Source organism: Zhouia amylolytica (assembly GCF_900116365.1).
In the GTDB taxonomy this organism is placed as follows: domain Bacteria; phylum Bacteroidota; class Bacteroidia; order Flavobacteriales; family Flavobacteriaceae; genus Zhouia; species Zhouia amylolytica.
In genome coordinates this window covers 192,218-214,825 of the sequence record NZ_FPAG01000003.1, presented here as the reverse complement: position 1 = coordinate 214,825, position 22,608 = coordinate 192,218, and the positions used below count along the sequence as shown (strand labels likewise).

Genomic DNA, 22,608 nt, shown 5'->3' with positions numbered 1-22,608 from the left:
TCTTTTAATTAACATTTTTTAGACTAACTAAAACTAATCTCTTTCATAATTAAACAAGGTATGTCCTCCTTGCAAAACATGAATCACTCCATTGGTAGAGATCAGGTTAGACGTTTTTACTACTGTCTTTTTATCTCTTTCGTCGGAATTATTAACAGTCGCATTCCATTCGTCCCAGTCGGCGCCTACCATAGCGGTGTAGTACACGTATTCAGGCTTCGACTCGAGTTGATTTCCATAATCTCCCGATGGCTCCAAAGAAATTCTACGCTCTTCTCCGTTAACAGCGGTATAAATTACACCCTGTTCTTTCACCATGTTTTCTCTTTTAATCGATTCGTCAAAAACATAGCCTCCAAGGTATTTTGTTAAGGTATCTACTTCGATATCGTTCACTGTAAATTCTGCTGTCGGATCTGTTTCACGAATATCTGTCAAACGTTTATTTACGTAATTCTGTATCGCCATATTATTCGGGGCAAACACCGTGTTCTGACCGTTAAAAACATCTTCCATCCCGGCTCTTTCGATGATCAAAGCCAAGGTATCCAGCTGACTGTGAGATCTGAAAAAATCTACAGTAGACATTCCCACTTCCTGCTGACTTAAGCCTCCGTCGACTAAGTAATCATCGCCACCTTCACAGGCGTAGAAGCCCAAAAGCGCCAGTCCTATTATTAGTATTTTTTTCATCTTAAATTCCTTTAATGTTAATTACAATTTACCTCTCCAAAACTCGGTCTGAACAATTTCAGGGTTTACTGAAATGATCGACGGATGAACAGGCCAGAAATACCCTTCTTTATCCAATCTGGATTGGGTTGCCCAAGATATTCCTTCGAAATAATCCATTCTGATACGGTCAAAACCTGATTGCGCTTCTCCAACGAACTCGATAGCTCTTTCATCGAAAATAGCTTTCATCAACGATTCTCTATCGCTTGCTCCCGTATAATTAGGAACTCCCGCTTTACTTCTGATCATATCTAAATCCTGAATAGCAGCACCAGTATTTCCTGAACGCGCATAAGCCTCAGCTCTCAATAAGTACATGTCTGCCAAACGGAAAATCAAGATATTTGATTCTGAAAACTGCGCATACGGATTATCAGGTGCAGCCTGATCCTGGCTTGAATGTGAATACTTCATTAAGAAGAAGTCGTTACTATCTTCGTATTCATTAAAGAACAACTCCTTTCGGATATCATCTACTCGATCCGGATCGTTGGCCATCATCTCATTTCCATAAAAATCAGGATTAAACCTAGGAGTATTTCCTGTATTAACATTGGAATACGCATAAGGATAGTTCAGGGTTGCTCCGGCGTGATTCCCTGCGTTGCTAGCAATTCTAAAAGACTCACTCATTCCGGCATCGAAATTAATTTCGAACAAGCCAGTTTCAGATTCTCCAAGACACATTCTATTAAATCCATCTTCACCTTCAGCAACATAGTCGATTAAGCTTGCTCCACTGTTGTTAATTACAGAGGTGGTAGCTGAAACTGCTTCCTGAATCATTGCTGCATTATCATTATCTCTGCTCGCATACCATAAAGTTATATGCGCCTTTAATGCTTCTGCACTTGCTTTATTAGCCGTGATAGCCCAACCTTCTGCACCTGGTGATGAGTACTCCAACAAATCTATTGCCTTGTTGGTTGCCTCTAAAGCAAAATCCAACACCTCTAACTCATCATTTCTTGGAATACTAACAATGTACCCCTGATCATCTACTAACTGACTAGAACTTTCTATTGATTCTTCAACAATTGGAGCATCTCCCCAGATTCTTGCGATATAGAAATAGGTTAATCCACGAACAAAGGCCGCTTCACCTAATATTCTATCTTTTTCCTCCTTGGAGTCAAACAGATCATCAGACATGTTTTGCACATATTGCTCTGTAGTGTATGCCCAGTTCGCTGCGCGATAGAAATTCTTCCAGTTTCTCGATTCGTCTCTATAGGCCAGTACAAAATTACCACTTCCTTCTATGTAGTTAGTAATCCAAAAACGACTATCCATAAAAGTCATCCCGGTCCATTCTCCCCAGAACAAAAAGTTCGCCTGGTAAGTCAAAGCATTTTTAAGTAATCCGTATGCCCCTGCAACTGCCTGTTCAGCATTTGCCTGACTAGTCCAAAACACGTTTGGATGCGTAATAGTCACCGGCTCCTGATCCAAAAGATCCGAACAACCCACCGCTCCGAAAAGCGATAAGATCAGTACGTATATTTTATAACCTTTTAATTTTTTCATAACATTATTTTTTAAAATCTTGTATCAATACCAATTGAAATTGTTCTCGCCTGAGGGTATCCATTTCCATAGGTATTCCCCTTTGCATCTACCATCGATGCATCAACAACCTTCTTAGATTTTTGCCACTGATATGGATTCAATACAGAGGTAAACAAACGCAATCTTGATAAACCAATATCTCTCATGAATTTATCTTTTTGATCGAATGTATACCCAATCGAAGCATTGGTTACCTTCCAGTAATCGCCACTATCGATCCAAAGGGTCTGATTTCCTCTAAACCCGTAGAATGGTCCTAAGCTCGGGCTTGCTGGGTACAATGCCGGGAAGTCTACACCTGCTGCACCGTCTCCAGGTTGCTCCCAGAAGGTGTGTTCGCTTAAATCTGCTAAACCACGAACAGCCCAGTTGATTCCTCCTCTGTCATATGCATCCATATAACTGTTCAATACAGTATTCTTTATATCCGCGCCAAATGAGAATTGGCTATACATCTGGAAATAGAATTTTTTGTATTGCATATTAATATTGAAAGACCCCTGAATATCCGGTATCGGTGAGAAATCGGTAGTTAACTTAAGGTCATGTTCTTCATTTAACAAGTAATCTCCATTTAAGTCTTGCCAAATTGGAAACCCTGGTCTAATTGGCGCCCATGCACTCTTACCCGTTAACGGTTCTCCAGTGAATGGATTCACAGGTAACTGACTCAAATCATCTATGATATAATCATTGATGAACATCTTGTAAAGATTCAATGGTCTACCCACTACATATCCATAATCTCCACCTATATAATCTCTGTTACCGTTAGGAAGTTTTGATACATAGTTTTTGTTTTGTGAAAAACCAGCCATTAACTCCAGGCGCAAATCGTTATTACGCGGAAACACATGATATCTTAACATTGCTTCCCAACCGTAGTTGATTACCCCCATAATGTTAGTTAAAGCTGCATTATATCCTGAATAAGCTGGGAAATTCACATCGAAGAACAACTGATCTGTATCCTTGTGGTAAGCATCGAAAGTTAAACTTACTCTTCTGTTGAACATATCAAGGTCAAAACCAATGTTCCATTGTTCAGTTTCTTCCCATCCTAATAATGAATTACCAATTCTGTTGAAGTTCGGAACTACACCGGTTACACCTCCATAGCTGGAAACATTCATTTGGTTTGACCAATAAGCGTTCCCTCCATACCCAAGGTTGTATGCTCCGAATCGAGCGTAGTTACCAACATTCTGGGTACCGTTAACACCCCAACTTGCTCTGAATTTCAGATAGTCTAAAAAGTCTGAAGTCAAGGACTCCATAAATGGCTCATCTGAAATTATCCAGGAACCAGTAGCAGAGTAAAATTTACCCCATCTGTTATCTTCTCCAAATTTAGACGAACCATCTAAACTGTAGTTAAAGTCAACCTGATATCTATTTTTAAATCTATATGTACCTCTACCGAAGAATGACACCAATGAGTTAGCGCTAATATCTGTCGATCCAGAAATCTGATCTTGTGTATAGCGACCGTTGATTACTTTAATAGCATCACTACCAAATCCGAATGCAGACATCAGCATATTTTCGTACTGATTATAATCTAAACGGTTACCTACGATTGCTGTCACTTCATGATCTCCGCCTCCAAAGTCATCCATATATGTTAAATAGGTCTCTCCGGTAACCCCTTTTCGGGTATAAAGTGCATAACTTGCAAAACCATCACCTTCATTTCGTACGATTGATGGTTCGTAGAAATTTTTCTTATTGCTATCATACACAAAACTTATTTGTGAATTAATACTCAACTGGTCTAACAAATCTAAAGTAGCAAAGTTAGATATAGTAAAGTTCACGGTTCTGTCCTGATTCATCTTTTCGTTTAACTCTCCGCTTAGCGATTTAATACGATCATCAGACACATAGAATAATGAGGATTGCAACTGAGCCGGATTTACAGGAAGGGAATTATTCAGGTTAAACGATCCCTGATAAGGGTTTCCTTGTCCTGTTTGTTGATCTGTATACGTAAATCTAGTGATCAATTGGTTATTGAACTTTGATCCTGCTTTGAAGTTTACATTCGAATTAAAGGTAATTCGATCTACACCGGTAGCCTGTACAACCCCTTCGATGTTATCATAACCCATCGAAATACGATAATTAGTTTCCTGGCTTCCGCCTCTTACGCTAAAGTTATACTTTTGAGCCAGACCAGTTTTATAGAACAAGCCCTGATAATCGATGTTGTTATTAAAGGCCGGGTTTAAACTATCCGTCAACATTAAAGGCGTTTGTCCACCTTGTAATTCATTGGTAGTCCACCACTTCTGGATCATATCCATTTTGGCTTGTCTTTCTGCTGAACCAACCAGAATCGGAACTAGCTCTGGTTCCGGTTGAATACCCATACTGGTAGAAAAAGAGAATTCAGGTTTATCTAAAGCAGCCCCTCTTTTAGTTTCAATAATGATCACCCCATTTGCACCACGCGAACCATAGATAGCCGCTGCTGAAGCATCTTTAAGGACATCGATACTTTCGATATCGTTTGGGTTTAAAGAAGCTAAGAAATCGGTATTCGAAACTCCATAACCTGCTAAATCCTGTAATGATGTTTGCACACCATCTACTACGTATAAAGGGTTACTATATGCTAAATCGGGATCGATATTAGCACCGACACTCGTATTACCACGAATTACCAGTGAACCCCTTCCTGCAGGAGCTCCCGTCATGGTCACATTTTGCATCCCTGTTACCTGGGTTGCAATTAAGCCGGAAACGTTCAGTACCGGAATATCCTCAATTGCATCACTTCGAACGCTGGAGACCGCTCCAGACACTTCACGTTTATGCACTTTTTGATAACCAATAAGAACTACATCATCCAGCTCTGTTAAATCTTCAGCCATCGATACTGATATCGATGATCTCCCTTCCAGTTTTACCTCTTGCTTTTTGTAGCCGATAAGGGTAAAAACCAGGGTTACCTGATCGTTAGGAACTTTCAGTTTAAAATTCCCATCAAAATCTGCCGCCACTCCTATTCGGGTTCCTTTAACAAGGACATTCACTCCCGGGAGCGGAGTGCCTGTAGCACCGTCAACCACACTACCCGATATGACTTCCTCTTGTGCAAAAGAGAAAGTAATCGCAAGCATTGTAATTGCGAAACAAAACAATTTTCTCATAAATAAAATAATTTGGTTGATATTAGCTATGAAATCCTTGATTTAATAACAAAAAAAGTGTTACACAAATAAGAATCTTTCATATTATTGGCTAAATTAACATTTATTTTAGATAATCCAAATGATTGCAAAATTAAATCTTTCGTTTTATTTCTTTTTCAATATATGTCGAAGAAAATATTGAAACCAAAAAAAACCCGCCCAAAAATGGACGGGTTTTCAAAACCAGTAATTACTATTTATATGTACTAAAAAATAGTAGCTTTAATTTTTTTCCATAATTTACTAAGCAAATAGGACCCGATTAACACAACAACCGTTAATACAATGGCCATGGTTTGTTTTCCGTAAATCCAGTACCCTGTTGCGAATAATGCTGAATAAATAACCACACACCCCAACAACATAGCTAAAATCCCTGAAGGAACACTCCATTTTTCTCTTGCATCTACAATATCCTCACCTTCAGTAACTGCTTCTCCTACAACCTTATCCCAACCAGGTCCTCCGGGCTGTGTTCTTTTATAAAAATTAAACAACGTACTGTTTTTCTCCGGTCTGGTTAAGAAAGTTACCGCCACCCAGATTACGGTTGTCACCAATACCACGAAAGGATATTTGGCCCATGCAGGCATTAAGCCAACTACGGTCTCTGAGGTTGTTTCATCCAAACCTCCGAATAACACTAATCCAAGCGGAGTTAAGTTGATTAACAGCGATATGATTCCCGAAGAAAACATAGCAGCAATCTCACTCCATGCATTAATTCTCCACCAGAACCAACGCAAGATAAATATCAACCCGGTTCCTGCACCGAAGGTTAATATGTAATCAAAAATCTGAAGCGCATTGGTAAGCAACAAAGCAATAGCAGCACTTACAACCATCAACAATACTGTAGATAATCTACCTACTGCCACTAATCTTTTTTGAGAAGCATCTTTCTCTATATAACGCGCATAAAAATCATATACTACATAAGAAGATCCCCAGTTCAAGTGGGTAGAAATTGTCGACATATAGGCAGCAATCAATGAAGCCAACACTAAACCTAACAATCCTGCAGGGAGCTTTGTTAGCATCGCTGAGTATGCTAAATCGTGCCCAAGCTTATCTTCTGCCACATTAGGAAATGCTTCATGGATACTTGCGATATCCGGGAACAATACTAACGAAGACAAGGCAACTATAATCCACGGCCAAGGACGTAAAGCGTAATGCATTATGTTAAAGAAAAATGTAGCACCAATGGCATGGTTTTCATTTTTAGCAGCCAACATACGTTGCGCAATATATCCACCACCTCCAGGTTCAGCACCCGGATACCATGCACTCCACCACTGTACTGCCAATGGTATAATTAACACTGTAATAAATAGTTCTTTATTATCGAAAGATGGTAAAATGCTCAATTTATCTATCACATTTTCATGAGAGACTAAATTGGCAACCCCTCCAATTTCAGGTAGATTAACACAATAGTAAGCGGCTCCTATACCACCAACCATCGCCACAAAGAACAAAATAAAGTCGGTATATACAACTCCTTTAAAACCTCCGACAGCACTAAAAACAACGGTCACCAACCCGGCATACCCGACTGTTTCTAGCGGCGAAAGTCCTAGCATGATCTGACCTATTTTTATAGCGGCAAGCGTTACTCCGGACATAGCCAGGATGTTAAAAACAACTCCGAGATAGACAGCTCTGAATCCTCTTAAAAATTTAGCCGGTTTTCCTCCATACCGCAATTCGTAGAATTCAATATCGGTAGAAACATTTGACTTTCTCCATAATTTAGCATAAACAAACACGGTTAACAATCCTGTTATCAGAAATGCCCACCAAACCCAGTTTCCAGACACACCGTTTGTTCTAACGATATCTGTCACCAAGTTAGGCGTATCCGTTGAAAATGTTGTAGCAACCATTGATAAACCAAGCAGCCACCATGGCATTGTTCTTCCTGACAAGAAATACTCAGAAGAACTTTTACCTGACTTTTTCGAAACCCAAATTCCTATGAACAGTGTTATCGCGAAAAAGCTAAAAATTAAAATGTAGTCTAGGGTAGTTAATGTAATCATATTTATTTCTCTTTTCCTCGAGGTTAAATTTATATCTTTTTACTCAGCTTTATATTTAAGCATCAAAATTGTTTATTTTTTTTAATGATTGTTATAAATTTCACAGCTAGTTTCACTTTTTAGCACGGAAAACAAAATTTTATCGACCAAGAACAGCCGATAAACAACAAACATCAAAATTTCAGTGTAATTGATTTACGTTGTTTCTCTTTTGCTTTCACCTTATCCAACACCTTCTCAACACCTGTTGCTGTTTCCTCAACGACAATTTTATATTTCCCCTCTGCAAACACCTTCGGCTTAAAACTGTTTTCTTTTAAGCGCAAGGCATAAACTAACACATCGCTTTCATTATAAATTTTCAGCAATGGTTTATTGGCATTTTCCACATTAATTTCCGGAAGCCAGGCAACTGCCTTTTTACCAAAATTATCCTCCTGGGTAACCTCTATCGGCCAACCGGCAAATTGCTGATCGCGATTCACCGCTACATCTACATACCTTGGCCAGCATTCGGTCTTAATAGTTCTTTTATTCTTATTAAAGGTCACCAGTCCATACCCGGTGGCTCTATCGTGTATTCTCTTTGGGGTTTTACCTGTTTGAAACGGATTCCCAACAGCTTTCACCGTAATCTTATTCCCAAAACCATCAATATGATCTCCGGTATAGGCCGGATCTTCATAAGTATGATTTGCAGCATCAACAGGCGGCCAAAATCTTCTTGGCCATATATTATTGAGTGCCGGTCCGGCAAAAGCATATCCGGAATCACCATACTCATCAACACCGTATTTTACAAAGGTACTTAAGTGCTGGTCTCCTGCTATGTGAAAGGCATGAGCTTTCCTTATGATTTCCAGCGCTTCATCTCGTTGCTTTTGCGGCCATCCATTTGAATCCATATCTACTGTCGGCTTATCACCTGCGACATACTCTCCTTTTTGAGGAATATACAAGGAAGGAACAACTGAATCGTCTATTGCATCTTCCGGCAAGGTAGCTACAGTTGCAAAATTTGTCTGAGACAACACTACTTTCATCTCAGCATCTTTCCAATCCTCCACCCAGTCTTTCAGGAAATCATGTTGTCTTTCACCAAGTAAACTAGCTTCAATATTTTTATACTTTTTAATATCGAAGTCTCTGTTTTGAATCCACCCGTTTCTAACCTGAGCCTCTTCCGGAAGGACATTTTTTGGCGCAGATTTAAATTTTCGATCTTCCAGAATGGCAAAACTAAGTCCCGCATAATTCCAGGAAGTATAGTACACTCCAATATTTTGTTTCACAGGGGTGGCATCATAAGGGTCAGGCAAATGACTCGTCTGTGTAAACTGAACCATATTCACCCAATCTGCCGTCATTTTATAACCACCAGAATCCTGGGCAGTCATCCCATACCCATTAGAAACATCGGCTTTCTTTCCGCCTTCTCCCCATACATTTCCATGATATACATCATGGTCATCAGGTATAATTGCACAAGGTTTATGTCTGAAAATCTCCCGATAAGACCATCCGAACATATACCATTTTCTCAGGTAGTCTAAACATCTCTTATCATAAGAACCTACGTAGTCAGCTCCAAAGCCTCCTGTTCCTTCATAAAATTGATCTCCTAAGAACAGGATAATATCAGGATTTAGTTTAGACACATTATTATATATATCATTGTCAGGAAAACCAAAATGGAAATTACAACTAAAAACTGCAGCGGACACCTCTTCTTTCTCTATTGGCTCTTTGGAGATTGTTCCGTTGTACTGATAATTTCGTGTTTCATTCTCGAGTGGTATTTCTGCTACCAAACGGTATGGAACATCCTCCTTATACTTCCAGTCTTCAACAGTAAAATTAACGGCACGGCTGTCAGGGTTTAAAACAACGCTATCAAATTCTTCCCATTTTCCATTCACATTAAACTGCAAGGACAATTTATGTCGGTTGATACGTTCAAAAGGCGCACATTGCGCTGTTAGCTTCAATTTATTCTGATTCAAGGTATATTGAGCAAAACAGATCGGACCAAACACCTGGTCCTCTTTTACATGTAATTCACTTGATTTGATTTTAAATTTAGCAAACGCCGCTGAAGGCGCATCGGCAACCCTTTTCTGATTACAATCCGCTAATATGGCAAAATTACCTTCTAAGCTTTCGGCATCAACCAACTGATTGCTTACCCCGGTAAGCTGTGCTCCTGATTTGGGATCAATGACAGCCACCGACAAATTATATCTATTATCGTTGTACGCCTCTGCAAACACTTCTAATTTGTACAACTCAGGGACTTCCGTCAACGTTGTTTCAAATACACTCTCGCCTACAACGAGTTTTGCGTCCTGATTTAATCCAATATCCACCCCTTTACCAAAAACAGCAGCAGACCTATAGTCTTCAAACTCACCTTTGGCACCAAGTCTTATTCCAAGGCAATAATCACCTTGAAGGTTTTCTTTTTTAGGTTCCACCTCCAGGCTCACCCTGAAATCTATTGCTTTCTTTTGCTTTTGGATAGTCAATAAATGTAAATTCCTATTCCTACCATTTACATTACACACCAACTTTCCATTATTTATCTCCCAATCCTGGAGTCTATTCCCCCAGTATTCGGGTCCGGCCCAACTCATATCTCCCCACAAATGCCACTCACTTTCAAAATCAACACTTGCAGGTTTAAACATATCATTAACAGACATTGCCTTTAAAACACCAGGTGAAACCATCGGCAACACTGATCCCAGTACTATAGTTTTAACGCACTTTCTCCTATCCATTATTCAAATTATATCAATGATTATACAATTATCTTTTTAACTTAACTTTTTCTTAAAGGGTAAATATACATAAAATATAACGAAACCTTTTTTATTTCGTTTTATTTCTTTTATATTTGTTTTCAACTTTAACTTCATTGAATAACCTATGGTCTTCTTTGAAGAAATTATTAGAATTTATAACGAGGCATATTATAATGAGTGAAAATACGATTAACAAGATAGATCTTTATACTGGACCAGAGATTTTTGGACAGCCGACTTTGTGGGAGACCACATACAACCTGATTAAGGAAGAAAAATCTAAGATTGAAAACTTCCTGCTTCCACTGCTTGAAAAGCAAAATCTAAAAATCATTCTGACCGGTGCCGGCTCTTCTGCTTTTATAGGGGAAGCAGCCCAAGGTTTGGTTCAAAAGGCCACTAAAAGATCTACTCAGGCGATTGCAACGACAGATATCGTTACGCATCCTGAACTTTTCTTACTAAAGAATAATCCTACACTCTTAGTTTCGTTTGCCAGATCAGGGAACAGCCCTGAAAGTGTTGAGACTGTTAACCTGGCTAATACCCACTGTGATGATATTTACCACTTAATTATCACCTGTAATAAAGATGGTAAATTAGCGAAATACGGGGAAGAAAACACCGATAATAGTTGCTCTCTGGTACTCCCGGAAGCCAGTAACGATAAAAGTTTAGCAATGACAGGAAGTTTCACTTCTATGCTATTGAGTATTCTTCTCGTTTCAGATATTCAAAATATTAATGAAAATGAAGCATCGGTTAAGGAGGTATCTTCTCAAGGGTCATTCGTTTTAGAGAACAATAATGCCCTAGCGGAGCTTACTTCAACTCCATTTGAAAGAGTTGTTTTCTTAGGATCGGGACCAATGCTTGGGGTTGCCCGCGAAAGTCATCTGAAGCTACAGGAACTGACTGACGGTCAAGTGATCTGCAAACATGATTCTTTCTTAGGCTTCAGACATGGACCCAGAGCCGTAGTTAATGAAAAAACATTAGTTGTTTATTTGTTCGCTACAGATGAACACGTTTTGAAATATGAAAAAGACCTGGTAAAAGATATTGCCACAGACCCACGAAATATTAAAACCATAGCTTATGGTGATATTGACGGAGTTGAAAGCGATCTCACCATAAAAAACAATACCAATACTGATTTGCATATAGTGGCTGCAACCGTAGTTGGGCAGTTACTAGGGTACAACAAGTCATTACAACTCGGATTAAACCCTGACAACCCATCAGTTTCAGGATCCATCAGCAGAGTTGTGCAAGGTGTAAACATTTATAAAAACAGTTAGAAAATGATATTGAGTGTTTGTCCTAATCCTTCTATTGACACCTATGCCTGGTTAGATGAAATCAAGGCAGGTGATGTCAACCGGATTTCCAGGTTAAAGGAATACCCGGGAGGAAAAGCTACTCATGTTGCAATGGCGGTTAATGAATTAGGCTCTAAAACTACCCTACTAGGAAATTGGGGAGGCGCTACGGGGCAATGGATCAAAGACCAATGCAATCAACTGGATATACAAACTAAAGGTCCGGATATTGAAGGATCAAACAGAAAGTGCTATACATTTAGAACCACCAATACTTTGTTTCTCAATACTGAACTTTTAGAACCCGGACCACTCATGCACAAGAATGACTGGACTGGGTTTCTGGAAGTCTTTAATATTGAGGCTCAAAATGCTGATTTAATTGTTGCATCGGGTTCATGGCCCAAAGGAGCTCCTGAAGATGCGTATCTGCGTCTTGTTAAGGAGACCAACAAAAGCAATAATAAAATTATACTAGACTGTTCGGGTGCACAACTTGAAAAAGCCCTGGAAGCTTGTTTTTTTGGTTTACACATTAATGAGCATGAGGCCAAAAGTTTATGCGGAACAGATAATTTTAGTGTTATTTTAAGTAAATTAAGTCAAAAAGTCAACCTCATAGCTTTAACCAAAGGCAAACAAGGTTTATGGCTACATTATCAAGGTAAAACCATTCATGCTAATGTAGAGATTGACAATGTTATCAGTACAGTTGGTAGCGGTGATTGCCTTACAGCGGGTATTGCTTATGCCGTTAATAAAAATATGTCATTGGAAGACATTGCCCGTTATGGTGTAGCCTGCGGTGCAGCTAATTGTCTAAATGAAGATCTTGGAATATTAAAACTTGAGGACGTTAATGCCTTACTTCCGAAAGTTAAAATAAACGAAATAGTAAATGTCTAAAAAAGAACTCATAGTCGTAGGAGAATTAAATGTTGATCTTATACTCAACAACATTGATGGTTTTCCTAAAATAGGAACAGAGATCATTGCTGATGATATGAACCTAACTCTGGGTAGTTCATCTGCAATTATGGCGGCCAATGCGGCAGCTATGGGGGTAAACACATCTTTTTGCGGGAAAATCGGAAAGGATATGTTTGGAGATATTGTACTTAAAGAATTAAATGCCAAACAGGTAAGCACTAATTATATCAGCACTTCTGAAACCCATCAAACGGGGATCACCATCGTTATGAACTACGATGAAGATCGTGCCAATGTAACCTATTGTGGAGCTATGGAATTATTAACCATAGATGATATTCCATGGGAAGAATTAACTGAGTTTAAGCATTTTCATTTATCTAATTTCTTTATTCAAAAAGGGATAAGAAAAGACATTACCCTTATTTTCAAAAAAGCCAAAGAGGCTGGACTTACCACTTCTTTAGACTTACAATGGGATCCGGAAAATCAATGGGATTTTAATTATGAAGAATGCTTACCATATGTGGATGTTTTTATGCCAAATGAGGCAGAGATCAAAGCACTAACCGGCACTAGTTCTATTGAAGAGGCTTTAGAAAAAGTAACACCCTATGCGAATACCATTGCACTTAAGATGGGCGCCAAGGGAAGTATAGGAATTAAAGAAGGGACTAAGTTGGAGATAACCTCTTTCTCAAATCCTAATCATGTAGACTCCATAGGAGCCGGTGACTCATTCAACTCCGGTTTCATCAAACAATATATTGCAGGCAAATCTTTGGAAGAGTGCCTGTCTCATGGAAATCTGATGGGCGCTTTGAACACTACCGCTCCGGGAGGAACCGGTGCTTTCAAAAACCCTGAAGAGATCAAACAAAAAGTTAAATCAATTTTCAACGTTGCTATTTAAGTTAAAATGAAGCTGAAAGAAAAATTACAGTTATTTACGGAACAAAAGAGAGGGCTTTTAGCCACTAATTTCTATAATGTAGAAACTTTACATGGCGTATTACAGGCAGCTGCCAATCTAAACGAACCTATTATTCTTCAATTAACGAAGAGTTCAATTGACTATATGGGATTAGATACAGCTGTAAAGCTGGGTAGATCGGGATTGGAACAATTTGGAGTTGAAGGGTGGATTCACCTTGATCACGGTGGATCTGTGGAATTGGCTCAACAATGTCTGGACGCTGGTTTCGACTCGGTTATGATCGACGGTAGTGAACTTCCTTTTGAAGAGAACATAAAAATCACTCAAGAAGTTGTTAAACGCGCTGAAAAGTATGGTGCGCATGTTGAAGCTGAACTTGGATATGTTGCAAAATTAGGACAATCTCACGGTACACAGGGTTTCACTCAACCAGAAGAAGCTAAAAGTTTTGTAGAAGCTACCGGCGTGGATGCCTTAGCTGTTGCCATCGGAACTGCTCATGGATTTTACAAAGAAGAGCCTAACTTAGATATTGAGTTGTTAAAGCGTATTGCAGCAGTAACTCCAGCTACTTTAGTTCTACACGGTAGCTCTGGTGTGCCGGGCGCTCAGGTACAGGAAGCAATCTCTAATGGAATTTGCAAAGTAAACCTTGCAACGGAGATCAAGAATATTTTTATGCAAACCTTAAAAGAAGTCCTTATTTCTAATGAGGAGATTGATTTGCGTAAGGTATTCCCGCAGGCAACCAATAAAATAACAGCATTGGTTTCCGGGAAATTAGAAATGGTAAAAAACGGAAAATAAAAGAATTATGTTAAAGCAATTTATTGATGCTCATGTACATTTAAATACGCTTTCTGATGCTAAGATGAAATTAGCATTGGAGCGAAATGTGTCATTTCTTTCCATCAATACGGACATTCCTTTTTTTCAAAATTTAGATGAACAAGAGGCTACGGTTCATGCTTTACAAAAAAAATATCCGGATAGAATATTACAAATTACGTCTTTCGACACCCAATATTGGAATACGGACAAATGGTTACCTCATGCTTTACAACAAATAAAGGATGGTATTTCCCGAGGAGCGGTTGGGGTAAAAATCTGGAAAAACATCGGAATGGATGAAAGCGTAAAGGATCTTGATGGAAACTTTGTAATGCTGGATGATGAACGATTTGACCCTATTTATCAATATTTAATTGACAACGATATTCTCTTAATCGGTCATCAGGGAGAGCCTAAAAATTGCTGGCTTCCGCTGAATGAAATGACTGTTGACTCAGACAGGGACTATTTTTCTGGTCACCCGGAATATCATATGTATTTACATCCGGAGTTCCCATCTTATGAAAAACAGATGGAGGCCAGAGATAATGTTTTAAAGAAATTCCCTAAGCTGAAATACGTCGGACTTCACCTCTTTAGTATGGAGTGGAGTATTGATGAAGTTGCTAAGCGTCTGGACCTTTATCCAAACACTAAAACCGATTTAGCAGAACGGATATGCCATGTTGAGTTACAAGCGAAGGAGAACTGGGAAAAAGTACGAGCGTTTTTCATTAAATATCAGGATCGTATTATTTATGGTACCGATGTTATAGATGATGGCTCTATGAATGACGAAGAACTCGTAGCGCGTTTTGAAAGCTTATGGCAACATCATTACGATTTCTTTGCTACTAACAAAACCCTAAGCGCCCCTGAGTTTAAGGGATCTTTCAAAGGCCTGGAACTACCGGAAGAAGTGGTCTACAAAATATTCGTTCAGAATGCCGTTGACACCTACGGTTTCAATATAAACAAATCAACAAATTAATCTTAGTTATGAAAAACAATAATAGAAGAAACTTTTTAAAGCTATCATCACTTGCGGGTATCGGACTAGCCGGAAGTACAATAACTGGTTTTGCTCAAGAGAATGGAGTTATCATCAAGAACAGGAATCTCGGGCAACGTTTCAATATGTCTGGATATGCTGCTCCAAAACTTGATAAAGTCAGAGTTGGATTTATTGGTTTAGGTATGCGTGGTCCCGGTGCAGTTAAACGAATGAGTTATATTGATGGTGTAGAAATAAAAGCATTGTGTGACCTTAGAGAAGACAAGGCAAAAGAAGCCAAGAAACTTTTAAAAGGCACTAAGCACAATCCGGATCTTTACTATGGTAAAGCATATGCCTGGAAAGAAATGTGTGATCGTGACGATCTTGATTTAATTTACATTGCAACCCCATGGGAATGGCACACGCCAATGGCAGTTTATGCTATGGAAGCTGGTAAACATGCCGCGGTTGAAGTTCCAGCTGCTCAAAACATGGATGAGTGCTGGCAATTGGTAGAAACTTCAGAGCGAACTAAGAAGCATTGCATGATGCTTGAAAACTGTTGCTATGATTTCTTCGAACTTCTTACTCTTAACATGGCAAGACAAGGATTCTTTGGCGACATCGTTCATGGAGAGGGTGCTTACATCCATGATCTTGTTGGTTTAAACTTTAATAAGAAAGGTTACGAAAGCATGTGGAGGCTTAAAGAAAATGCTAAACGTAATGGTAACCTATACCCTACTCACGGTCTTGGTCCAATATGTCAGATCATGGACATTAACCGTGGAGACCAGATGGATTACTTATCATCAATGTCCAGCAATGATTTTAATATGGCATCACGCGCCAGAGAGTTGGCTACTGATGATGATTTCTTCTCAGAATATGTAAACAATCCATTCAGAGGGAATATGAACTCAACTATGATCCGCACTAAAAAGGGTCGCACTATGATGATTCAGCACGATGTGAGTTCGCCTCGTCCTTATTCAAGGATTCATCTAGTAAGCGGATCTAAAGCTTTTGCCAGAAAATGGCCTAGCCCAGGAAGAATTGCTGTTGGACATAGCTGGATGAAAGAAGATGAATTTAAAGAAATAGAAAAAAAATATACACCAGAGATCGTTAAAAAAGTAGGTGAATTAGCTAAGAAAGTTGGAGGTCATGGTGGTATGGACTTCATCATGGACTGGCGATTGATCGATTGTTTGAGAAATGGACTTCCTCTAGATCAGGACGTTTATGATGCTGCTTCATGGAGTGCTGTTGGATTGCTTAGTGAAGTTTCAGTTGCTAACAGATCTAAATCAATCGACTTCCCTGACTTTACGGATGGTAACTGGAAAACCAATACCCCTGTAGATATTTCTCTTCAGGGAGCAGGAAATACTAATGTTCTTTTAAAGAGCTAGTTAGTTAGTTTGTTAGTTTGTTTTAAGTAGTTTTTAAAAGGAGTGAAATTGTTTCACTCCTTTTTTTATATCGAAATAATTGATAGTTTCTAAAATATTACGAAGTATTTTATTATTTTTAAATCAAAAGAGATAATAATTACATCTTCTACTACATGAAGGAAATCGAAACTAAAGGAAAAGTAAAGAAAACTGCCGAAAGGCGTTCTAAGATACTTGAAATCCTTGACATTAAAGGTCAGGTTAACGTTAATGAACTCAGCCAGGAACTTGGAGTTAGTGAAGTAACTATCAGAAATGACCTCGACAAACTAGAAAAAAGCAAACTTTTAATTCGTGCTCATGGAGGTGCTTTTAAGACCAGTAATATTGCTTTAACGGTAACTGAAAAGAAAAAAATCAACCTGGAAGTTAAACGCCTTATTGGTAAAAAAGCTGCTTCGATGATCGAAGAGGAAGAAAGCATCATTCTGGATTCCGGGACGACTACCTTTGAGATCTCTAATAACCTTAATGATTTTACCAAACTCACGGTAATCAGTAACGCACTTGACATTGTAAACAATCTTTCTAAATACGAAAACCTGGATGTTTTTATGCCAGGAGGTTATCTTAAGGAATTTTCAATGTCTCTGGTAGGACCAATGGCGGAGCGCAATTTCAGACAGCTCTACTGTAACAAATTATTTTTAGGAGTAGATGCCATTAAGCCTGAACTGGGAGTTTTCACTCATCATATGGAAGAAGCGTATCTTAATCAAATTATGATCGATATTGCAGAAGAGGTAATTGTGGTTGCTGATTCTTCTAAATTTAAGCGGTCGGGACTTGCCTTTATTTCGTCTTTTGAGAAAATAGACAAATTAATCACTGATGATCAACTTGAAAAAGAACACCTGATTGCTTTAGAAAAAAATAACGTTGAAGTTATTATGGTGAAAAAATAAAAAACACATTTTAACATAAAAAAGGCCCTTACGCTAGCGTAAGGGCCTTTTTTATACACCGAATCGAAAATTTTAGCAAATAAAAAGAAAATAAAAAACTTTTGTTTATTTACAAACTGGTAGGGCTCACGTCCTACCAGTTTAAAATTTTCTTAGTTTTACCTTTGAATCATTTTGTTTAACCAACTTAATCAACTGAATGAAAAAAATTCTAAGCTTTTTATTTGTGGTTTTCTTTCTTAACCTTGCTATTGGTCAAGAAAGAGACATTTCAGGTACTGTTGTTGATGCAGAAACGAAGGTTCCCATCCCTGGAGCTTCGGTAATGATCAAAAATACTACCGTAGGAGTTGCGACGGATTTTGATGGAAAATTTTCCATTAAAGCAAAATCCGGTGATGTACTGGAGATTAGCTATTTAGGCTACAAAACTCAAGAACTTTCAATTGGAAATCAATCCAATTTTAACGTTCAATTACAATCTGATGCCGCGGAATTAGACGAAGTGGTAGTCGTGGGTTATGGAAAACAGAAAAAAGTTAACTTAACCGGTTCCATTTCTTCCGTAAAATCAGAAGACCTTGTTAAAAATGCTACCTCTAATGTAAGTAGCGCTTTATCAGGTAGAATGGCCGGTGTGGTAACCGTACAATCGTCTGGTGAGCCTGGTGCTGATATCGCACAGATCAGAATTAGAGGTCTAAGCTCTTTAAACTCGAATTCACCATTAGTATTAGTAGATGGAATTCCAAGAGATTTAAATAGTATTAACCCGAATGACATTGAAAGTATCAGTGTCCTTAAAGATGCGGCTGCCGGAGCTATTTACGGTATGCGTTCTGCTAACGGGGTGATTTTAGTTACCACTAAAAGAGGTGGTGATTCTAAACCTCAGCTTAGTGTAAACTCTTACTCAGGTATTCAGGTTCCAACCAGAATGCCAGACTTTTTAAATTCTTACAATTATGCCAGGCTTTTAAATGAAGCTAACGCTAATGATGGAACTGCAGCGGCTTACGACCAAACAGATCTTGATCTGTTCAGAGATGGTTCGTCGCCTGACACCCATCCAAACACTGATTGGATTGATGAAACTTTAAAATCTAATTCTTTAATTCAATCTCATGACCTTTCTGTTCGCGGTAGCTACGAAAAAGTACGTTACTTTACCTCATTAGGGTATTTATACCAGGATGGTTTATATGAAAACAACAGATATGACCGATTTAATTTCAGATCTAATATTGATGTAGATATCAGTAACCGCATCAATTTACAAGCTGATTTTAGTGGTGATATCGAAAACACCGAGCGTCCGGCAATGTCTGCAGGTACTCTGTTTTCAAGAATTATGAGAACTCCACCAACAGAGGTAAACCAGTTTTCAAATGGCGGGTATTCGCAGTTCAGTTTATATCCAGCAATTAACGAAGGTGGATATAACAAATCTGAGGATTTTGCATTTCAATCAAGACTTGCTTTAAACATTGACCTCCCTGTTGACGGTTTAGATTTCACAGGTCAGGTAGCTTATGACAGATCTGCCGGTGGAAGCAATGAAAATCGCGATAACTTCGTTGGAAGAAGAAAAATATTTACCGTTCCAACATCTTATACCTCTTATAATGCCAATACCGGGGAATTTAACCTTAGTACTCCGGCTGACCGAGGAGAAACTGCCAGTCTCTCTGAATCTATGGCACAGGGTTATCAGTTAACTACTGAAGCTATCTTAAACTATAGCAAAAGTTTTGGTGAACACGATTTAGGCGCTAAACTTATCTATTCGAGAACAGCAACTGAATACAACATCTTATCTGCAGGTAGAACCAACTTCCTTGGAACATCAGTAGACTTCTTTGTTGCAGGTGATGAAGCTACAAGAACCAACTCAAATGCTACTTACGAAACTGCCATTATGGGTTATGCCGGAAGGTTTACTTACTCTTATGCTGATAAGTATTTATTTGAATTTAATGGTAGATATGATGGGTCTTACAAATTCAGTGAGGATTCAAGATTTGACTTTTTCCCGTCTTTCTCTTTAGGATGGAGATTATCTCAGGAAGAATTCCTGAAAAATTCGGAAGTTGTTAACAACCTTAAATTAAGAGCTTCATACGGTAAATTAGGTAATGACCGTATAGAACCTTTCAGATATATTGAAGTATTCTCTTTTAACGAGGCCTTTATCGATGATGGTAACGTTTCTAAAACACTTTCAAGTAACGGTATCCCTGATCCATTGACTACCTGGGAAAAAGCAGAAACTTACAACCTTGGTATTGAATTAGGATTATGGAATAACCTATTCAGCTTAGAAACTGATTTATTCTATAAAAGAACTACTGATATCTTAACAAGCAGAGCTTTAGAGGTACCTTCTACATTTGGAGGTCAGTTACCACTTGAAAATATTGGTATTGTAGACAACAAAGGGATTGATATTATTTTAAATCACAATAATACCATCAAGGACTTCACTTATTTTGTGAATTTCAATTTTGGATATGCTAAAAACGAAATCATTGATATCGCCGAGTCAGAATCAGTAAGTGATCTACTAAGGCAAACAGGAAGATCTCTAGGTACCAGATATGGTTATTTAGCTGACGGATTGTTTTTAACACAACAAGAGATTGACGATCTTAATGCAAATGCTCAACAGCAAACAGGTGATGCAGGTGCGGTTTACCAAACACAAAACCCACAACCGGGAGATATCAAATATGTTGATGTAACCGGAGATGGAATCGTAAACGCCGATGACAGAACCGTGATCGGACGTGGAACTACTCCAGAAATATCTTATGGTATTAACCTTGGCTTCAGCTATAAGCAGTTTGATTTCTCTGCGCTTTTCCAGGGGGCTGCTAACTTCGATATGTATTTATCTCAGGAGGCGTCTTGGGCGTTCTTTAACGGAGGTAAAGTATTCGATAAACACCTTGGGCGTGCGCAAATAGGAACTGATGGAAATGTTATTAATCCTGATGCGAGTTATCCAAGACTTACCTTAGCTAATAATGCCGTAAACGAAAGAGTTTCATCTTACTGGGTAGAAGCTGGTGACTATTTACGTTTTAAAAACTTAGAAATAGGTTATACGTTACCATATTCAATTGCAGAAAAAATTGGACTTGATAAATTTAGAGTATATCTTAATGGGAGAAACTTATTTACCATTTCTGATATTAAACAACTTGATCCTGAAAACCCACAACAGAGAGGTTGGTTTTATCCACAACAAAAGGTTTATAGCCTAGGGTTTAACATTCAACTATAAAACGTTTACAATGAAAAAAATAAAGATATTATCTTGTTTAACCATAGCATTGTCGTTGTTATATTCTTGTAACAAGGACTCTATTGAACTGGAACCTCAGACTGCCATCTCATCTGATGTAATTTTCACAGATCCGGCATTTGCTGAGACGTATTTAAACAAAGTATATTCTGGTATTCCTCATGGTTTTAACCGAGGATGGTATATGTTAGATGCTGCCACTGATGATGCAGAGAACTCATACCCTTGGCCAGCTTCTAATACGATTTTTAACCCTTCTAATATCACTGCGGGTAATTCACCTTTTAATGGTTTGTGGTCAAACAGCTACAGCCAGATCAGAAGGTTAAATAACTTCATTGTTAATTATGACCAATTAGAAGGATCGGAAGGTTTAGTAAACCGTTTAAAGGCTGAAGCACATTTCCTTAGAGGTTTCTATTATTCATACCTCCTAAGAACTTTTGGTGGTGTGCCGATTATAACTGAACCTCAGGAACTGGACGACGACCTATTGGTATCCAGAAATTCAGAAGAAGAAACCTTGAACTTTATAGTTGAAGAATTCGATACTGCAATTTCTTTATTTCAAAATGCAGAAAGCGCTGCTTCAACGAGAGGTGGTTTAGCTTCAGCATTAGCCATGAAAGGTCGTATACTTTTATATCAAGAAAAATATGCGGAATCTGCCAGTGCTTCTAAGCAGGTTATTGATTTAGGAACACACTCTCTGGATCCGGATTATCAAAATGTGTTTTTGGATGATAACACCCCAGAAGTGATTTTTGATGTTCAGTTTAAAGATCCAGATAAAGGGCACTATGCGAACCTATTCAACACTCCTAAATCGACCAGAGAAATTAGTGGTTGGGGAGGAACAGGACCAACTCAAAATTTAGTTGATCAATATGAAATGCAAGCTACTGGTTTGCGTCCTGAAGAAGCAGGATCAGGTTATGATCCGGCAAGCCCATATGAAGGTAGAGATCCTAGATTTTACGCTTCTATCTTGTACGATGGTGCTGAGTGGAAAGGCTTCACAATCGAGCACCGTCCAGGAGGAGGAGAAAGCATTGCTACAAGTGGTGACTTTACCAGAACCGGATACTCATTGAAAAAATTCATTCAGGAAGACAGAAACCACAATTTAATAAGCACACAGCATTGGATTTATATCAGACTTGCTGAAGTTTATTTAAACTATGCAGAAGCTCTTATCGAATCGGGCAACAACCTAGATTTGGCTGTACAAGCTATCAATACTGTAAGAGACCGTGCTAACATGCCACCAATAGCATTAGCCGGACAGGATGAATTAAGAGCGAAACTTAGACACGAAAGAAGAATAGAACTCGTATTTGAAGAACATCGTTTCTGGGATATCAGAAGATGGGGAATTGCAGGAGACCCGGAAGTCTTAACCATTTACAGAGTCGACATGGATGCAAATGGCGACTTAATTGACGATGGAAAAGAAGTTTGGGAAACCCGTACCTGGAACGATCGAGATTACTTATTCCCTATCCCACAAAGTGAGATTGACAAAAACCCTAATCTAAAACCAAACAATCCAGGTTATGATTAACGGTAATT

General features: G+C 38.6%; 14 protein-coding genes. 9 read left to right on the top strand and 5 right to left on the bottom strand.

Annotation, left to right across the window (positions count from 1 at the left end; translation table 11 throughout):
• Positions 1–33: 33 nt before the first annotated feature.
• The 5 genes from BM361_RS06000 to BM361_RS05980 form a co-directional block, all read right to left on the bottom strand.
• On the bottom strand, positions 34–693 hold the full coding sequence (locus BM361_RS06000; RefSeq protein ID WP_038266126.1) for a fasciclin domain-containing protein: 660 nt from the start codon (positions 691–693) through the stop codon (positions 34–36).
• A gap of 21 nt (positions 694–714) precedes the next feature.
• Positions 715–2,262, bottom strand: coding sequence for a RagB/SusD family nutrient uptake outer membrane protein (locus BM361_RS05995; protein ID WP_074977636.1), 1,548 nt, complete (start codon positions 2,260–2,262; stop codon positions 715–717).
• Between the two features lie 11 nt (positions 2,263–2,273).
• Positions 2,274–5,459, bottom strand: a complete 3,186-nt coding sequence (locus BM361_RS05990; protein WP_083425864.1) for a SusC/RagA family TonB-linked outer membrane protein — start codon at positions 5,457–5,459, stop codon at positions 2,274–2,276.
• 248 nt (positions 5,460–5,707) lie between these two features.
• On the bottom strand, positions 5,708–7,546 hold the full coding sequence (locus BM361_RS05985) for a sodium:solute symporter family protein (protein WP_074977633.1): 1,839 nt from the start codon (positions 7,544–7,546) through the stop codon (positions 5,708–5,710).
• Positions 7,547–7,719: 173 nt separating this feature from the next.
• Positions 7,720–10,326 (bottom strand): alkaline phosphatase D family protein, encoded by a 2,607-nt coding sequence (locus tag BM361_RS05980; protein ID WP_074977631.1) that lies wholly within the window; start codon positions 10,324–10,326, stop codon positions 7,720–7,722.
• A gap of 158 nt (positions 10,327–10,484) precedes the next feature.
• Here BM361_RS05980 and BM361_RS05975 point away from each other — a divergent pair, with 158 nt between their 5' ends.
• The 9 genes from BM361_RS05975 (at position 10,485) to BM361_RS05935 (ending at position 22,600) form a co-directional block, all read left to right on the top strand.
• Positions 10,485–11,651, top strand: coding sequence for an SIS domain-containing protein (locus BM361_RS05975; protein ID WP_254785737.1), 1,167 nt, complete (start codon positions 10,485–10,487; stop codon positions 11,649–11,651).
• A 3-nt stretch (positions 11,652–11,654) separates the two neighbouring features.
• Positions 11,655–12,578, top strand: coding sequence for a 1-phosphofructokinase family hexose kinase (locus BM361_RS05970; RefSeq protein WP_074977628.1), 924 nt, complete (start codon positions 11,655–11,657; stop codon positions 12,576–12,578).
• Complete coding sequence (locus BM361_RS05965; RefSeq protein ID WP_038266146.1) at positions 12,571–13,515, top strand: carbohydrate kinase family protein; 945 nt, start codon at positions 12,571–12,573, stop codon at positions 13,513–13,515. Before BM361_RS05970 ends, BM361_RS05965 begins: the two co-directional genes overlap by 8 nt.
• A 6-nt stretch (positions 13,516–13,521) precedes the next feature.
• The gene (locus tag BM361_RS05960) at positions 13,522–14,346 is read left to right on the top strand and encodes a class II fructose-bisphosphate aldolase (RefSeq protein WP_038266149.1); all 825 of its coding nucleotides are present in this window, start codon (positions 13,522–13,524) and stop codon (positions 14,344–14,346) included.
• Between the two features lie 7 nt (positions 14,347–14,353).
• The gene (locus BM361_RS05955; protein WP_074977627.1) at positions 14,354–15,361 is read left to right on the top strand and encodes an amidohydrolase family protein; all 1,008 of its coding nucleotides are present in this window, start codon (positions 14,354–14,356) and stop codon (positions 15,359–15,361) included.
• Between the two features lie 8 nt (positions 15,362–15,369).
• A complete protein-coding gene (locus BM361_RS05950) occupies positions 15,370–16,782 on the top strand; it encodes a Gfo/Idh/MocA family protein (protein WP_038266155.1) in 1,413 nt (470 codons plus the stop codon).
• A 155-nt stretch (positions 16,783–16,937) separates the two neighbouring features.
• Positions 16,938–17,729, top strand: a complete 792-nt coding sequence (agaR, locus tag BM361_RS05945; protein ID WP_038266158.1) for a transcriptional repressor AgaR — start codon at positions 16,938–16,940, stop codon at positions 17,727–17,729.
• A 199-nt stretch (positions 17,730–17,928) separates the two neighbouring features.
• The gene (locus BM361_RS05940) at positions 17,929–21,015 is read left to right on the top strand and encodes a SusC/RagA family TonB-linked outer membrane protein (protein WP_074977625.1); all 3,087 of its coding nucleotides are present in this window, start codon (positions 17,929–17,931) and stop codon (positions 21,013–21,015) included.
• 10 nt (positions 21,016–21,025) lie between these two features.
• The gene (locus BM361_RS05935) at positions 21,026–22,600 is read left to right on the top strand and encodes a RagB/SusD family nutrient uptake outer membrane protein (RefSeq protein ID WP_074977623.1); all 1,575 of its coding nucleotides are present in this window, start codon (positions 21,026–21,028) and stop codon (positions 22,598–22,600) included.
• The last annotated feature ends 8 nt before the right edge of the window (positions 22,601–22,608 follow it).

Excerpts from the sequence above, each read along its gene's own strand:
- BM361_RS06000 (WP_038266126.1), bottom strand. The coding sequence starts at position 693 with ATGAAAAAAATACTAATAATAGGACTGGCGCTTTTGGGCTTCTACGCC.
- BM361_RS05995 (WP_074977636.1), bottom strand. The coding sequence starts at position 2,262 with ATGAAAAAATTAAAAGGTTATAAAATATACGTACTGATCTTATCGCTT.
- BM361_RS05990 (WP_083425864.1), bottom strand. The coding sequence starts at position 5,459 with ATGAGAAAATTGTTTTGTTTCGCAATTACAATGCTTGCGATTACTTTC.
- BM361_RS05985 (WP_074977633.1), bottom strand. The coding sequence starts at position 7,546 with ATGATTACATTAACTACCCTAGACTACATTTTAATTTTTAGCTTTTTC.
- BM361_RS05980 (WP_074977631.1), bottom strand. The coding sequence starts at position 10,326 with ATGGATAGGAGAAAGTGCGTTAAAACTATAGTACTGGGATCAGTGTTG.
- BM361_RS05970 (WP_074977628.1), top strand. The coding sequence starts at position 11,655 with ATGATATTGAGTGTTTGTCCTAATCCTTCTATTGACACCTATGCCTGG.
- BM361_RS05965 (WP_038266146.1), top strand. The coding sequence starts at position 12,571 with ATGTCTAAAAAAGAACTCATAGTCGTAGGAGAATTAAATGTTGATCTT.
- BM361_RS05960 (WP_038266149.1), top strand. The coding sequence starts at position 13,522 with ATGAAGCTGAAAGAAAAATTACAGTTATTTACGGAACAAAAGAGAGGG.
- BM361_RS05955 (WP_074977627.1), top strand. The coding sequence starts at position 14,354 with ATGTTAAAGCAATTTATTGATGCTCATGTACATTTAAATACGCTTTCT.
- BM361_RS05950 (WP_038266155.1), top strand. The coding sequence starts at position 15,370 with ATGAAAAACAATAATAGAAGAAACTTTTTAAAGCTATCATCACTTGCG.
- agaR (WP_038266158.1), top strand. The coding sequence starts at position 16,938 with ATGAAGGAAATCGAAACTAAAGGAAAAGTAAAGAAAACTGCCGAAAGG.
- BM361_RS05940 (WP_074977625.1), top strand. The coding sequence starts at position 17,929 with ATGAAAAAAATTCTAAGCTTTTTATTTGTGGTTTTCTTTCTTAACCTT.
- BM361_RS05935 (WP_074977623.1), top strand. The coding sequence starts at position 21,026 with ATGAAAAAAATAAAGATATTATCTTGTTTAACCATAGCATTGTCGTTG.